This window comes from Tardiphaga sp. (assembly GCF_044340795.1).
GTDB lineage: Bacteria > Pseudomonadota > Alphaproteobacteria > Rhizobiales > Xanthobacteraceae > Tardiphaga.
The window spans coordinates 1-13648 of the sequence record NZ_JBIISY010000166.1; the positions used below are offsets into that span (position 1 = coordinate 1).

The 13648-nt window shown below is 63.5% G+C and carries 13 protein-coding genes; 4 read left to right on the plus strand and 9 right to left on the minus strand.

Features of this window, described 5'->3' with window-relative positions; translation table 11 throughout:
- Positions 1-110 precede the first annotated feature (110 nt).
- From ACIQ17_RS22775 to ACIQ17_RS22785, 3 genes are all read right to left on the minus strand, one after another.
- Complete coding sequence (locus ACIQ17_RS22775; protein WP_398471438.1) at positions 111-1364, minus strand: Hsp70 family protein; 1254 nt, start codon at positions 1362-1364, stop codon at positions 111-113.
- A gap of 66 nt (positions 1365-1430) precedes the next feature.
- Positions 1431-1778 carry a hypothetical protein gene (locus ACIQ17_RS22780; RefSeq protein WP_398471439.1) on the minus strand — a complete coding sequence of 116 codons (348 nt, stop codon included), beginning with the start codon at positions 1776-1778 and terminating at the stop codon, positions 1431-1433.
- Complete coding sequence (locus ACIQ17_RS22785; protein ID WP_398471440.1) at positions 1775-1984, minus strand: DUF433 domain-containing protein; 210 nt, start codon at positions 1982-1984, stop codon at positions 1775-1777. The genes ACIQ17_RS22780 and ACIQ17_RS22785 overlap by 4 nt, the downstream gene beginning before the upstream one ends.
- 228 nt (positions 1985-2212) lie before the next feature.
- On the opposite strand from ACIQ17_RS22785, the gene ACIQ17_RS22790 reads away from it, so the two are divergent.
- Positions 2213-4552: a Tex family protein gene (locus ACIQ17_RS22790; RefSeq protein WP_398471441.1), complete on the plus strand. Its 2340-nt coding sequence runs from the start codon at positions 2213-2215 to the stop codon at positions 4550-4552.
- Between the two features lie 103 nt (positions 4553-4655).
- Here ACIQ17_RS22790 and ACIQ17_RS22795 read toward each other — a convergent pair whose 3' ends face one another.
- Both ACIQ17_RS22795 and ACIQ17_RS22800 read right to left on the minus strand, forming a co-directional pair.
- Complete coding sequence (locus ACIQ17_RS22795; RefSeq protein WP_398471442.1) at positions 4656-5831, minus strand: amidase; 1176 nt, start codon at positions 5829-5831, stop codon at positions 4656-4658.
- Positions 5832-5854: 23 nt separating this feature from the next.
- Positions 5855-7090, minus strand: a complete 1236-nt coding sequence (locus ACIQ17_RS22800; RefSeq protein WP_398471443.1) for an amidohydrolase family protein — start codon at positions 7088-7090, stop codon at positions 5855-5857.
- Between the two features lie 265 nt (positions 7091-7355).
- Between ACIQ17_RS22800 and ACIQ17_RS22805 the strand changes: the two genes are divergently transcribed.
- Positions 7356-7784 carry a nuclear transport factor 2 family protein gene (locus ACIQ17_RS22805; RefSeq protein WP_398471444.1) on the plus strand — a complete coding sequence of 143 codons (429 nt, stop codon included), beginning with the start codon at positions 7356-7358 and terminating at the stop codon, positions 7782-7784.
- 126 nt (positions 7785-7910) lie between these two features.
- Here ACIQ17_RS22805 and ACIQ17_RS22810 read toward each other — a convergent pair whose 3' ends face one another.
- From ACIQ17_RS22810 to ACIQ17_RS22825, 4 genes are all read right to left on the minus strand, one after another.
- Positions 7911-8867 carry a Bug family tripartite tricarboxylate transporter substrate binding protein gene (locus ACIQ17_RS22810; RefSeq protein ID WP_398471446.1) on the minus strand — a complete coding sequence of 319 codons (957 nt, stop codon included), beginning with the start codon at positions 8865-8867 and terminating at the stop codon, positions 7911-7913.
- A 93-nt stretch (positions 8868-8960) separates the two neighbouring features.
- A complete protein-coding gene (locus ACIQ17_RS22815; RefSeq protein WP_398471447.1) occupies positions 8961-10313 on the minus strand; it encodes a hemolysin family protein in 1353 nt (450 codons plus the stop codon).
- Between the two features lie 109 nt (positions 10314-10422).
- Positions 10423-11565 carry a 3-dehydroquinate synthase gene (aroB, locus tag ACIQ17_RS22820; RefSeq protein WP_398471448.1) on the minus strand — a complete coding sequence of 381 codons (1143 nt, stop codon included), beginning with the start codon at positions 11563-11565 and terminating at the stop codon, positions 10423-10425.
- A complete protein-coding gene (locus ACIQ17_RS22825; protein WP_398471450.1) occupies positions 11562-12203 on the minus strand; it encodes a shikimate kinase in 642 nt (213 codons plus the stop codon). Before ACIQ17_RS22825 ends, aroB begins: the two co-directional genes overlap by 4 nt.
- Positions 12204-12377: 174 nt before the next feature.
- On the opposite strand from ACIQ17_RS22825, the gene ACIQ17_RS22830 reads away from it, so the two are divergent.
- Together ACIQ17_RS22830 and xerD are read left to right on the plus strand one after the other, a co-directional pair.
- Positions 12378-12524: a histidine kinase gene (locus tag ACIQ17_RS22830; RefSeq protein ID WP_398471451.1), complete on the plus strand. Its 147-nt coding sequence runs from the start codon at positions 12378-12380 to the stop codon at positions 12522-12524.
- Positions 12525-12711: 187 nt separating this feature from the next.
- The coding region (gene xerD / locus ACIQ17_RS22835) for a site-specific tyrosine recombinase XerD (RefSeq protein WP_398471452.1) at positions 12712-13648 on the plus strand (937 nt) is incomplete at its 3' end.

The window sequence follows — 13648 nt, forward strand, 5'->3', positions numbered from 1 at the left end:
CAATATGTCAAACTCCGTCATTGCGAGGAGCCGAAGGCGACGAAGCAATCCAGAAAACGGGCAGAAGAAGAACTGGATTGCTCCGCTGCGCTCGCAATGACGACTGAGGGTCAGGCGTGCCCGTAACGCCGGTTGGCCTCGATCGTCAGCCCCTTGCCCACTGCGCCAAAGGTATCTCCATCAATGGCGCGGGCCGCGGGCAGCGCGTCGAGGATGGCCTTGCGGACATGGGCAAGCTGCACCGAGCCACCGGTGAGGAAGACGGCATCGATATTCTCGGGCTTCAGCTTCGCCTGAGAGAGACAGATGCCGATGCGGGCATGGATGCGGTCGGCCAGCGTCTGCGTGTGGCTGACAAGCTCCTTCCGCGCCATGCCGGCCTTGAGCCCCGGCTCCAGCCAGTTGAGGGCGATGCTCGATTTCGGCTGATCGGAGAGGCCGATCTTGGCGCCCTCCACTTCCATCGCCAGCGTATGACCGCGCTGCTCTTCCAGCACGCGGACCAGGCGATCGAGCAGTTCCGGCTGCTGCGCCTCGTAGCGCACCTGCCGGATCTCGTTCATCACCTTGGGATCATACATCCGGTTGATGCTCGACCAGGTGGCGAGATCGTGGAAATAGCCCGACGGCACATCGAGCCCTGCCCGCTTCATCGCCGAGCGATAGCCGAGCAATGGCATCACCACGCCGAGACTGAGATGACGATCGAAATCGGTGCCGCCGATACGCACACCGTCGTTGGCGAGGATGTCGTCCTTGCGATCGGCATGGCGATGCCGCTCCGGCGACAGGCGCACGATGGAGAAGTCCGATGTACCGCCGCCGATATCGGCGATCAGCGCAATCTCTTCCGAATTGATCTGACGTTCATAGTCTAGCGCCGCCGCGATCGGCTCGAACTGGAACGAGACCTCGTCGAAGCCGATATCCTTGGCGATACCAAGCAGCACATCTTCGGCCTTCTGATCGCCAGCCGGATTGTCATCGACGAAGAACACCGGCCGCCCATGCACGACCTTCCGCAATTCAACGCCGCTTGCCGCTTCCGCACGACGCTTCACGGCACCAATATAATTGCCGATGACGCTGCGAAAGCCGATCCGCTCGCGGCCGACGCGCGTGGTCTCATCGATCAGCGAGGTGCCGAGCACCGATTTCAGGCTGCGCATCAGGCGGCCGGACGTGCCCTCCACATAGGCTTCCATCGCCTTGCGCCCGATAAATGCGCCGGTATCGGCCTTGTAGAAGATCGCGCTCGGAATCGTGACATGCGCATCTTCCAGCGCCGCCAGAACCGGGACGTCATCAATAATGGTACCGAGCGTCGTGTTCGACGTTCCAAAATCCAGACCGCAAATCGACATGACAGCTCCAGGGGGAGCGTCCGTCTACACAGATCGCACGGTTCGATCCAGCCTTAATCTTCGGATTCAGAAAGACCTGATGTGAAACGTGCCGTCTTTCTCGAGCACTCCATACTGGCCGATCGAGATTGCCTCGATGGCTGCTGCAATCTGAGGCACAAGATGCAGGACATCGTTTCGCCGATTGGTCGGCAGCACCAAGATGGCGATGGCTCGCCTGGCCAGATTTTGCTGTGCATAGATGTTGCGATCGGACGTGATCAGGACTTCGAACCGCCCCTCCATCTCCGCCAACAACCGTCCGTTGCTGATGTTTTTCCAGCCGACGGCCTTGTCATTGACGGACGACACATCGTGCCCACCGAGAGCATCCCGCAATTGCACGGGAATATTCTCGTCGAGCAAGATCTTCACATCGGGGCTTTCTCGAAAACACGTCCGGACTCTTCCAGACAGGCGATCAAGTCATCCCGCGACAGGCTGGGATATGCTTCCACGATCTCGTCAAGCGAAAGACCGTCCTTCAAATTGTCGAACAGCACCTCGACGGGGACTCGTGTGCCCCGGAACACCGGACGACCGCCCATAATCTCGGGATCGCGAACGACAACGCTTGCCACTGCTGCACTCCGTGCGTGTGTCGGGCGAATATAGCAAAAATACCCGTAAATACCAGCTGTTGCCGTGTCCGGCCTGGCCCGCTCGAGGATCCCACATCGGCATTTTTCCGGTCCGTCCACAGAACATTCTGCCGCCGTGATCGGGGTTGATGAATCGGCCGCCGCCGGTCAATAAGCGGTTCGTGACGGCGCGATGACCGCCGGGAATTTCGAAGGAAGACTGTCAGCGTGGCAAACATCAATCAGAAGATCGCAGACGAACTTGGCGTGCGCGAACAGCAGGTCGCGGCGACGGTGGAACTGCTCGACGGGGGTGCAACCGTGCCGTTCGTCGCGCGCTACCGCAAGGAAATCACCGGCGGTCTCGACGACGCACAGCTGCGCACGCTGGAAGAACGCCTGACCTATCTGCGTGAGCTGGAAGATCGCCGCAAGGTGATCCTGGAATCGGTGCGCGAACAGGGCAAGCTCGACGCCACTGTCGAAGCGGCCATCATGACCGCCGACACCAAGGGCCGCCTCGAGGACATCTACCTGCCGTTCAAGCCGAAGCGCCGCACCAAGGCGGAGATCGCCAAGGAGGCCGGCCTGCTGCCGCTCGCGGACATCCTGCTCGCCGAGCCGCAGAACGATCCGAAGGTGATGGCCGAAGCTTACGTCAATGCCGACAAGCAGGTCGCCGACGTCACCGCAGCGCTCGATGGCGCACGCGCGATCCTGGTCGAGCGTTTTGCCGAAGACGCCGATCTCATCGGCGCACTGCGCGAGCAGATGTGGTCGAACGGCGTGATGGCCTCGAAGGTGCGCGACGGCAAGAAGGCCGAAGGCGAGAAGTTCAAGGACTACTTTGATTTCTCCGAACCGCTGCACAAGCTGCCGTCGCATCGCGTACTGGCGCTGTTCCGCGGCGAGAAGGAAGAAGTGCTCGATCTCGCGATGCAGCCCGAGCCGGTGCCCGCAACGCCGGTGCCGACCACGACGCCAAGCTCCTATGAAATGAAGATCATGGCACGCGTCGGCGTGTCGGACAAAGGCCGCCCCGGCGACAAGTGGCTGACCGACACCGTGCGCTGGGCCTGGCGCACCAAGATCCAGGTGCATCTCAATATCGACCTGCGCATGCGCCTGTGGACCGCGGCGGAAGAGGAAGGCGTGCGCGTGTTCGCCTCGAACCTGCGCGACCTCCTGCTCGCTGCGCCCGCCGGTGCGCGCGTCACCATGGGCCTCGATCCCGGCTATCGTTCGGGCGTCAAGACCGCGATCATCGATGCCACTGGCAAGGTGGTGGCGACCACCACGATCTATCCGCATGAGCCGCAGCGCGCCTGGGATGCCTCGCTGGCCACGCTCGGCAAGCTCGCCGTGCAGCACAAGGTGGAGCTGATCGCCATCGGCAACGGCACCGCATCGCGCGAGACCGACAAGCTGGCGAGCGACCTGCTCAAGCTGCTGCCCGATCTGAAGATGACCAAGATCGTCGTCTCCGAAGCCGGCGCGTCGGTTTACTCGGCTTCGGCCTTCGCCTCGGAAGAACTGCCGGAGCTGGACGTAACGCTGCGCGGCGCCGTCTCCATCGCGCGCCGCCTGCAGGATCCGCTGGCAGAGCTGGTGAAGATCGATCCAAAGGCGATCGGCGTCGGCCAGTACCAGCATGACCTTGGCGAGAGCAAGCTCGCGCGCTCGCTCGATGCGGTGGTCGAAGACTGCGTGAACGGCGTCGGCGTCGATCTCAATACCGCCTCTGCTCCCCTGCTGGCGCGGGTGTCGGGCATCGGTACCGGCCTCGCCCAGAGCATCGTGCAGCATCGCGACGCCAATGGGCCGTTCAAGTCGCGCAAGGGACTGAAGGACGTGCCGCGTCTTGGCCCGAAGGCGTTCGAACAATGCGCCGGCTTCCTGCGCATCAATGACAGCGAGGACCCGCTCGACAAATCCGGCGTGCATCCGGAAGCCTATCCGCTGGTGCGCAAGATCATCGAGGCCACCAAGAGCGATATCCATGCGCTGATCGGCAATGCCGAGGTGTTGCGAAAAGTGCAGCCGAAGAGCTTTGTCGACGACACGTTTGGTCTGCCGACGGTCACCGACATTCTCAAGGAGCTCGAGAAGCCCGGCCGCGATCCGCGTCCCGCGTTCAAGGCTGCAGTGTTCATGGAAGGCGTCGAGAAAGTCTCGGACCTCAAGCCCGGCATGATCCTCGAAGGCACGGTGACAAACGTCGCAGCCTTCGGCGCCTTCGTCGATGTCGGCGTGCATCAGGACGGCCTCGTGCACATCTCGGCGATGTCGAAGACGTTCATCAAGGATCCGCGCGAGGTGGTGAAGCCCGGCGACATCGTCAAGGTGAAGGTGCTGGAGGTCGAGGTCGACCGCAAGCGCATCGCCCTGTCGCTGCGCATGGATGATCCGATCGGCGCCAAGGCGGATCGCCCGAAGGCCGATCGCGGCCCGCGCTTCAGCGAGCGCAACATGACCTCGCGTGCGCCGGGCAAGCCGGATGCGGGTGGCGGTGCATTTGCGGAGGCGATGCGCCGGGCCGCGGAGAAGGGTAACAACAAGGGGCGGTGACGCGCGAGCGCGTAGGATGGGTTGAGCGAAGCGATACCCATCACCCCTTGCGCAGGTGGTGATGGGTATCACTCCGGCGCTTCGCGCCTGCGCTCAACCCATCCTACCTATCGAGCTCCACCGCCAATGCCAGCAGATCCTCGTCGCAATCCCTTGCGGCCATGATCGACAGGCCGATCGGGCAGCCATCCAGCTGCGCCACCGGCAGTGACATCTGCGGCGTGCCGGCATGGCCGGACACACACAGCAATTCGATCGCACGCGCACGGAAGACATTGATCACGGCTTCGGGCGTCTGCAGAAGCGGGGCAATGCCCGGCGCTGTCGGCAGCACGAGAATGGCATCGCCGGCCAGCAGCGCGCTCACCTTCGCGACGATCTCCTTGCGCAACACCTTGGCCGCAGCAATCTCCGCAGGATCCAGCACCGCGGCAGCCGCAAAGCGCTCCTTCACACCGGGACCGAAGGTCGGCTTCGCCGACGAAATCCAGGCGCCATGGGCGGCCCAGGCCTCCTCCGACTGCAGCACGCGAAACGCATTGCGCCACGCATCGCGCGCGTCACCGGCGACATCGACATCCTCGCTCCCCCCGACGATCGCTTTCAGACGATCGACCGACGGCTGCAGGAGATTGCGCACATTCTCATCCACCGCCGCGAACAGGTCGCGCGCGATCAGCAGCCGCGACGGCTTGCGCGGCGCGCGTACCCCATCGAGCAATACCTGCCCGACCTGCTGCATCAGTTGCGGCGACCGCGCGAACCAGCCGGCGACGTCATAGCTCCGCGCCAGCGGCACCGAATTGTCGAGCGAAACGCGGCCATGGGTGGTGCGGATGCCATAGATGCCGCAATAGCTCGCAGGCAGCCGCACCGACCCGCCGGTGTCGGAGCCGATGGCGAAATCGACCAGCGTGCCGGCGGTCGCAGCCGCCGAACCGCTCGACGAGCCACCGGGAATACGGCCGGGCGCCGCCGGATTGGTCGGCGTGCCGTAATGCACGTTTTCGCCATTCAGGCTCCAGGCGATTTCGTCCGTATGCGTCTTGCCGACGAGTGTCGCGCCGGCGCCCAGCAGGCGGTCGACGATCGGTGAGGATTTGGTCGGCACCGGGTGCGTGGCCAGCCATTGCGGATTGCCGGCGCCGGTGGGGACGCCGGCGAGATCGAACAGATCCTTCAGCGCAAAAGTCGTTCCGCTGAGCGGCCCTTGCTGTGTCGGAGGCTGCTCGATGTGGCCGTGTTCGACAAAGGCGTTGAGCGTGTCATTGATTGGCATCGACGTTTCCCTTGCAGTTCAAGTCAGACCGGCTTCAGCAGGCTTGCCGCCGGGCGGATGAATGTGCGTGCGCCATTCTTGAAGCCGAAGATTGGCTGCGCGATCTCGCATACCGCCTCGGCCCTGGTCTCGCAATCCAGCACCACCAGATCGGCGGGTCGGCCGACAGCGATGCCGTAGTCTTTCGCGTTCAGCAGTTTTGCCGATGCAGACGTCACCAGATCCAGGCAATCGGCGAGGTCTTCGCTGCGGCCGATCTGCGTGACATTGGCATAGAGATTGACCATGCGGATCAACGACACGTCGCCAAAGGGCGTGAACGGATTCAGCACGTTGTTGGTGGAGACGTTGGCATTGACGCCGAGCGCGCGGAGCTTGTGCGCCTGGGTAACGCCACGCGGGATATTGTGGTCATGATCGCGTCCGGTGAGGAAAAGATCGGTGGCCGGCAGGACGGTGACTGCGACACCCGCATCAGCGAGGCGCTTCGCCGCCGCCTCGAAGTCGACGGGCGGCATCGCCGAGAGTTTGGTGGCATGGCCAATGGCGACGCGTCCACCATAGCCGGCGGCTTCGGTCTGGCGGCAGACTTCCGTAAAATCTTCGCGCGAGGGATCGAGATCGAAATCGAGATGGAAATCGATGTCGACATCGAACTCCCGCGCCATCGCAAAGATCCTTGCGATCTGGCCGTGGGAATCCCTGTCCATATAGGGCACGCCGCCAACCACGTCGGCGCCGTCGCGCATCGCTTCCAGCATCACCTCGTCGCAGCCGGGGTCGTCGAGCAGGCCCTCCTGCGGAAACACGCAGAGCTGCAGGTCGATGGCCCAGGCGTAGTCCTTCTTCAGCTGCTTGAGTGCGCGGAAACTCGTGAGACCGATACGCGGATCGACCTCCACATGGGTGCGCATCCGGTTGGTGCCGTGGGTGATCGCCTTTTCCAGCGTGCGCGCGGCGCGCTGATAGACATCCTCCTCGGTGAAATCGCGCTTCGCCTTCGCGACTTCGGCAACCACCTCGTCCAGCGTGCCGCTCGCGCAATTGCAGCGACCGAGCAGGCAGGATTTGTCGAGATGCAGATGGGTCTCGACGAAACCCGGGACCACGAGCCGCCCATTCAGGTTCTGATCCGGCGCATCGCCACGGGGCAGCCCGACCTCGATGGCGGCGAAGCGGCCGTCCTTGATGCCGATATCGAGCGGGCCCTCCGGCCTGTCGGCGATGCGGGCGTTGCGCAGAATGAGGTCGAACGTCATGGGGTCTCCTGAAGGCGTCGTGCGGCCGGGGATTGCTCGCCCGCCCGGCGTCACCGAAAGCAAGAGCCGCGCCAATACGCATGCGATCCCTTCGATAAGGCAATCCATTGAAATACAAAGGCATATTATAAATCAAGGCTACGCCGGGCGCCCATTTTTCAAGCGCTCCCACGGCAAAGTGCATACAATTTAGGACTTCTGGTGAATGCAATTCGTGGTCGGCCTTGCTATGATGCGGCCAGCCAACCGCTGCAGGAGACCATCGATGTCGCAACCATCCGTCATCGCGCACAGCGCCGACGACACCGCCAATGCCGCCGATCTGGTCGAGCGTTTTCTGGTCGCCTCGATGATCCCCGATCCCGAGACCGCCGGGACCTTCATGTCGGCCGATGTGGACATCACCTTCACCGGTGGTCGCAAGTTCAAGCACCCGCGCGACGCCACCGCCTTCAATGCCATGCGCTACAAGTGGGTGAAGAAGAAAATGGAGCGCACCGACGTGGCTCCGGGCGAGAACGAGACCGTCGTCTACAATACCGGCACGCTCTACGGCGAGTGGCACGACGGCACCAAATTCGAAGGCAATCGCTATGTCGATCGCTTCGTGGTGCGTGGCGGCCGGATCGTGAAGATGGACGTCTGGAACGACAGCGCCGAACGCATTCTCGTCCGCATGGATATCGAGGCCTGACACGGCCCTGGCCCTTCCATCGTCATTGCGAGGAGCGCAGCGACGAAGCAATCCAGTCTTTGACTTACTGGATTGCTTCGCCCAAAAGAATTGGCTTCGCCAATTCTTCAGGGCTCGCAATGACGATTACTTCTCGGTCTTGAGCAGCGCCATGTTCGCGGCGATTTCCTTCACCACAAGTTCGTCCATCGCCTTCGGCTCCATGGGCATCGGCACCACGCCCATTTTCTTCAGCGCCGCCTGCATCTCCGGCTTGGCCAGCAATTTTGTGCTGACGTCATAGAGCTTGCTGACGATCTCGCGCGGCGTTTTCGAGGGCACGAACACACCGACCCAGGTATTGCTCACGCCGTCCTTGAGGCCCGCATCCACCATTGAGGGTACATCGGGCAGATCGGCGCTGCGCTCTGCCGTCGAGACCACCAGCGCCCGCACCTGCCCTTCGCGGATCAGCGGCAGGGCCGTGGCAGCCGGACAGAAATAGAAATCGATGCGGCCGCCGAGAATGTCGGTGATGACCTCAGGCCCGCCCCGATAAGGCACATGCGTTGCCTCGAATCCGCCGGCGCGGCGGAATTTTTCCGAACTGATATGCACGGCACTGCCGACACCCACCGAGCCGAAATTGATCGCGGAGCCCTTGGCGCGCGCATCCTTCAGGAAATCATCGACGGTTTTCCAGGGCCTGTCCTTCGGAATGATCATGATGTTCGGCACCGAGCCGATCATGACCACACCGGACAGATCCTTCGATGTGTCATAGGGCAGGTTCGCATTGATAGCCGGAGTGATGGTCAGCGCCGACGAATGCGCGATGACGGTGTAGCCATCGGGCTCCGACTTGGCGAGCGCAGCCGTGCCCACCGCCCCGCCGCCGCCGACGCGGTTTTCGACCACGATGGTCTGGCCCAGTTCGGGCCCCAGCCGCTCGAAGAACGTGCGCGGCATGACGTCAGTGGCACTACCGGGGCCGAAGGGAATGATGGCCTTGATCAGCCGTGTCGGCCAGTTGGTCTCGGCCTGCGCGGACGTGCATAACAGCACGCCTGCAACAACACACGACCATCGCAGAATCTTGTTCATACCGATCTCCTGCCGCGCCATTCGACGGAATGGTCGCCTCCGCAGGAAATTAAAGCAAGAACCGGACCGGAAGATTCAGGCGCGAGGATGCGCCTAGAACGAGGCGCCCGCGCGGCGCTTCTTCGCCGGCGCCTGCTCCGGCTCCGTCGGCACCCGGCCGATGCGCAGCGCGGTGATGCGATTGCGCTCGCGGCGCAGCACACGGAAGCGGAAATCGTAGAACGTAAAGCTCTGGCCGCGCTCGGGGATCGACCGCGCCTCGTGAATGACGAGGCCGGCGACGGTGACCGCCTCATCGTCGGGCAGATGCCAGTCCATCACGCGGTTGAGGTCACGGATCGGCACCGAGCCATCCACCACCACCGAACCATCGGCCTGCGCGCGCACGCCGGCCACGACATCATCATGCTCGTCGGAAATATCACCGACGATCTCTTCGAGGATGTCTTCCAGCGTGACCATGCCTTCCACTTCGCCATATTCGTCGACGACGAGGGCGAAGTGGGTCTTGCGACGGCGGAACGCCTTGAGCTGATCGGATAGCGGCCGCATCTCCGGCACGAACCACGGCGGCAGGGCGATGGATGCGACATCGATCTTCGACGTATCGCCTTCGACCGCGCGGATGGCGCGGAGCAGATCCTTGGCATGCAGGACGCCAACGATGTTTTCCGGCTTCTCGCGCCACAGCGGGATGCGGGTGTACTCGGTGGAGAGCACCTCGCGAACCAGTTCTTCCGAGGGAAGATCGGCATTCAGCGTGGTCATCGCCGTGCGATGAACCATCACGTCGGAGACCGCGAGTTCGCCGAAGCGAAACACGTTCTGGAGATACTCGGCTTCGCCGCTTTCGATGCCGCCATGCTCGGCGGACTGGCCGACCAGACCCTCGATCTCGACGCCCGTGAGGATTTCATGCGGCGACGCCTCCTGCACGCCGATCAGCGCCAGCACGCCGCGCGAGGCGGCGTTGAGCAGCCAGTTCAGCGGATAGAACAGCACGTAGGACGCATAGAGCGGATAGGCGATCCATTGCGACACCGGTTCGGGCTGGCGGATCGCCAGTGTCTTCGGCACCTGCTCGCCGATCACGATATGCAGCGACGAGAAGACGAGGAAGCCGGTCAGAAACGACGTGAAGTGCAGGGCCGATTCCGACATGCCGAGCGGATCGAGCAGCGGCTTCAGCAGCGCCGCCACCGTCGGCTCGCCGACCCAGCCGAGGCCGAGCGAGGCCATGGTGATGCCGAGCTGGCAGCAGGCGAGATACGGTTCGATATCGTTCATCATCCGCTGCAGCAGATGCGCGCCAAAGCTGTTGCGTTCCGCCATCGCCTTGACGCGGAAGCCGCGGCTCTTCACCAGCGCGAATTCCGCCGCCACGTAGAACGCATTGGCCGCGAGCAGGAGGACGGCGACCAGGATATTGACGGTGATCGAACTCATGGAATTCCCGTAACTATCCCGTCATTGCGAGGAGCCGTAGGCGACGAAGCAATCCAGAAGCCACGTCAAGAAAAGCTGGATTGCTTCGCTGCGCTCGCAATGACGGCCTTTAGCCATTCAGCTTCCGATGCAGGAAGTCACGCACCGTAGCAGGGTCAACATCATTGGCGATGACAGCCTGCCCGATGGCTTCGAGCAGAATGAAGGTCAGCTTGCCGCGCTTCACCTTCTTGTCCTGCGCCATCAGCGCCATCAGCCGATCGGCGTCGGCGAGGCCTTCCTGCGTGAAGCCCGCGATGTCCTGCAGCCGCGTCGGCAAGCCGGCGTCAATGAGATGGCGCTCGACGCGCGCCGCATCATCCGCCGCGATCATGCCGAGCTGCGCCGAGAATTCTGCAGCCAGCACCATGCCGATGGAGACACCCTCGCCATGATAGAGCCGATCGGAGAAGCCGGTGACGGCTTCCAGTGCGTGACCAAAAGTGTGACCGAGATTGAGCAGCGCGCGCTCGCCATTCTCGCGCTCGTCGCGCGACACCACGCCGGCCTTGGCGCGGCATGAGGTGGCGATGGCGTGTTCGCGCGCCGAGCCGCCGCGCATGATGTCGGCGTGATTGGTCTCGAGCCAGATGAAGAAAGCGGCATCGCCGAGCACGCCATATTTGGCGACTTCCGCATAGCCGGCGCGGAACTGGCGCGGCGACAGCGTGTCGAGCACCGCGGTGTCGGCAACCACCAGCACGGGCTGATGGAAGGCGCCGATCAGGTTCTTGCCCTGCGGCGAGTTGATGCCGGTCTTGCCGCCGACCGAGGAGTCGACCTGTGCCAGCAGCGATGTCGGCACCTGCACGAAGTCGACGCCGCGGCGCAGGATCGACGCGGCAAAACCGGCGAGATCGCCGACCACGCCGCCGCCCAGCGCGATCACGAGATCATTGCGCTCGATCTTCGCAGCGACCAGCGCTTCGGAAACGGTTTCGAGACCGGCATAGCTCTTCGAGCCCTCGCCTTCCTCGACTGCAATATGCGAGGTCGGGACGCCTGCTGCAGCCAGCGAATCCTCGGTCGCCTTCAGCCAGTGCCTGGCAACGGTCTTGTCGGTGACAACAGCCGTGCGCACGCCCGGCCGCAGCGCCGCGATGCGTGCGCCAAGCGATGGCAGCACGTTGCGGCCGATGACGATGTCATAGGCGCGGTCACCCAATCCCACATTCACAGTGATCGGGTCGGAATGCTTCAGCGGTGCGGTCATGGAATCGGGCTCAGCGGATCGCCGGCCGGCGTCGGTATCGCGGATGCCGGATGCGGACGGAACAGGTGCTCATGCAGCGCCATGATCGCCTCGTCGACGATCTTCTCATGCGGCACGTCGCGGGAATCGATGGTGATGTCGGTCTGCGCGTAGAACGGATGCCGCGCCTCGATCAGCCGCGCGATGGTGCCGGCGGGATCGGGCGTCTTCAGCAGCGGACGATTTTCGCGCTTCCTGACCCGGCGCAGGATCACATCGGCATCAGCCTTGAGCCACAGCGAGATCGCCTTGTCATGGATGCGCTGGCGGGTTTCGTCGCGCATGAAGGCGCCGCCGCCCGTGGCCAGCAGGATCGGCCCGCCATCCAGCAGCCGTGCGATCACCCGCGCCTCGCCGTCGCGGAAATGCGGCTCGCCATGGACCTCGAAAATATCGGGGATCGACATACCGGCGGCGGCCTCGATCTCGTTGTCGGCATCGATAAAGGGCAGCCTCAGCCGCATCGCCATGCGGCGACCGATGGTCGATTTGCCCGCCCCCATCATGCCCACCAGCACGACGGCACGCCGGCCCAGCGCCGCGACGATCGCGGCCTCTTGGGTGGCACCGGCCAGAGCTGGCAGAACAGTCTCGGACATCAGAAAAACACTCGTAAAATCAGTGGGCGACAATGCATCGCAGCGGTGTGCCCCATTCCTGTCATCTATACTACCCCCGTAGGCAGCGTTGCCAGCACCTCGTGCAAACTGTATCCGAACGTGGTGACCATCGCGGGCGGCCCGAATCGCCCCATCCGCCGAGTTCCCGAGCCCATGCCCAGCCTGTTCCGCTTCCTGACGGTCGTCGCTGTCATCGGCGGGGTGATCTATGGCGCGATCTTCGCGCTGGCGAATTTCGTCCATCCGAAGCCCCGGGACATGACGGTGACCGTCCAGCCGGACAAGTTTCTCAAGAAATAGCCACTAAGCTCCGACCGGAGTGTCCCTCCCCCAAGCCGCGAAGCGGCGCAGTGGGGAGGGTCAGGGTGGGGCTGTCCCACGCTCGACGTCACGTGGGGCACCCCACCCGGCGCTTCGCGCCACCCTCCCCACTGCGCGGCTGCGCCGCTTGGGGGAGGGAAAGCACCGCGCTACTTGAGGCCTAAGTATGAGCATCCCGTCCGACGCCCGCCTGTCTGCCCTGTTCCTCGACATGCTCGCCGCCGAGCAAGGCGCCGGCGCGAACACGCTCGACGCCTATCGGCGCGACCTCGAGGATTTTTCCGAATTCGCGGTCCGCGCGAAATCCAGTTTCGGATCGGCGAATACACAGTTGCTGCGGGACTATCTCGAAGACCTCGACGACCGCGGCTTCAAGTCGACCACCGTGGCGCGCCGGCTGTCGGCGCTGCGGCATCTGTTTCGCTTCCTGCTGAGCGAGAACATCCGCGCTGACGATCCCGCCGCGATCCTGTCCGGCCCCAAGCGCGGCCGCAGCCTGCCAAAGGTGCTGTCGATCGCCGATGTCGACCGGATGCTGGTGCAGGGCCGCAGCATGGCCCAGAACACCGCAGCCACGCTGCCGCAGCGGCTGCGCCATGCGCGGCTCTATTGCCTGCTCGAAGTCCTCTACGCCACAGGCCTGCGCGTCTCCGAGCTCGTCTCGCTGCCCGTCACCGCTGCACGACGCGATGCGCGCATGATCGTGGTGCGCGGCAAGGGCAACAAGGAACGCCTGGTGCCGCTCAACGAGACGGCCAAGACGGCCATGGCGGACTATCTTGCTGTCATGGCCGAGACGCAGAAGGGACAGAAGAAGGGCACCGCATCGAAGTGGCTGTTTCCGTCGTCCGGCGAGAGTGGCCATCTCACCCGCCAGCATTTTGCCCGCGACCTGAAGGACCTCGCCAGCGCTTCCGGCATCGCACCGCGGCTGGTGTCGCCGCATGTGCTGCGCCACGCCTTTGCCAGCCACCTGCTGCATAACGGCGCCGATCTCCGCATCGTGCAGACACTGCTCGGCCACACCGATATCTCGACCACGCAGATCTACACTCATGTGGTGGAAGAACGTCTCAAGAGCCTGGTCCGCGACCTGCATCCGC